Source organism: Burkholderia sp. PU8-34, assembly GCF_053427725.1.
The window spans coordinates 1-1,218 of the sequence record NZ_JBSAXC010000053.1 but is presented as its reverse complement, the minus strand read 5'-3'; the positions used below and the strand labels follow the sequence as shown (position 1 = coordinate 1,218).

General features: G+C 63.9%; 2 protein-coding genes. Both read right to left on the bottom strand.

The genetic code is table 11. From position 1 onward, the window contains the following. Nucleotides 1–359: 2Fe-2S iron-sulfur cluster-binding protein (locus ACV22Z_RS35650; RefSeq protein ID WP_448080929.1), on the bottom strand; the 359-nt coding region annotated here is incomplete at its 3' end. Between the two features lie 22 nt (nt 360–381). Next, a partial coding sequence (locus ACV22Z_RS35645) for an FAD-binding protein (protein WP_448080928.1) occupies nt 382–1,218 on the bottom strand: 837 nt, incomplete at its 5' end.

Here is a 1,218-nt window from a genome sequence, read left to right as displayed (position 1 = left end):
TCGTTGATCAGGTACGGCTTGATCGAGTGGTACTGGTTGAAGAAGTGCGTCATGTCGACGATCAGGTCGCGCACGACCGGCAGCCCCGGCAGCGGGCGCAGCACGATCTTCTGCGGCAGATCGTTCAGGTTCGTCAGGCACGCCAGGCCGTTCTTGCCGTTGATGTTCATCGCGTCCGAACCGCACACGCCTTCGCGGCACGAACGGCGGAACGACAGCGTCTCGTCCAGCGCCTTCAGCTTCACCAGCGCGTCCAGCAGCATGCGCTCGTGCTTGATCTCGAGCTCGTACGACTGCATGCGCGGCGCGGCGTCCTTGTCCGGATCGTAGCGGTAGATTTCAAAAATGCGTTTTGCCATTTCAGATTCCTTTGGACTCGGCTTAGAACGTGCGCGGCTTCGGCGGCACGGAGTCGACCGTCAGCGGCTTCATTTGGACCGGCTTGTAGTCGAGGCGATCGCCCTCGCTGTACCACAGCGTGTGGCGCAGCCAGTTCTCGTCGTCGCGGTGCTCGTAGTCGCTTTGCGCGTGCGCGCCGCGGCTTTCCTTGCGCGCTTCCGCCGACACCATCGTCGCGCGCGCGACCTCGATCAGGTTCTCCAGCTCGAGCGCTTCGACGCGCGCGGTGTTGAACACCTTCGACTTGTCCTTCAGGTGGATGTTGGCAACCCGTTCCTTCAGGCCGGCCATCTGTTCGACGCCTTCCTTCAGCAGCGCCGACGTGCGGAACACGCCTGCGTGCTTCTGCATCGTCGCGCGGATGTCGTTCGCGATGTCCTGCGTGTATTCGCCCGACGACGACTTCTCCAGCTTGTTCAGGCGCTCGAGCGCACGGTCGGCCGCATCGGCCGGCAGCGGCTTGTGGTCGCGCTGGTTCTTCACGTGCTCGACGATGTGGTTGCCCGCCGCGCGGCCGAACACCACGAGGTCGAGCAGCGAGTTCGTGCCGAGGCGGTTCGCGCCGTGCACGGACACGCACGAGCACTCGCCCACTGCGTAGAAGCCGTTGATCGGCTCCTTGTGATCGCGCGACGTGCCGACGACCTGACCGTGGATGTTGGTCGGGATGCCGCCCATCTGGTAGTGGATCGTCGGGACGACCGGGATCGGTTCCTTGATGCAGTCGACGTTCGCGAACTTCAGCGCGATCTCGCGGATCGACGGCAGACGCTTCATGATCGTCTCGGCGCCGATGTGCGACAGGTCGAGCAGCACGTG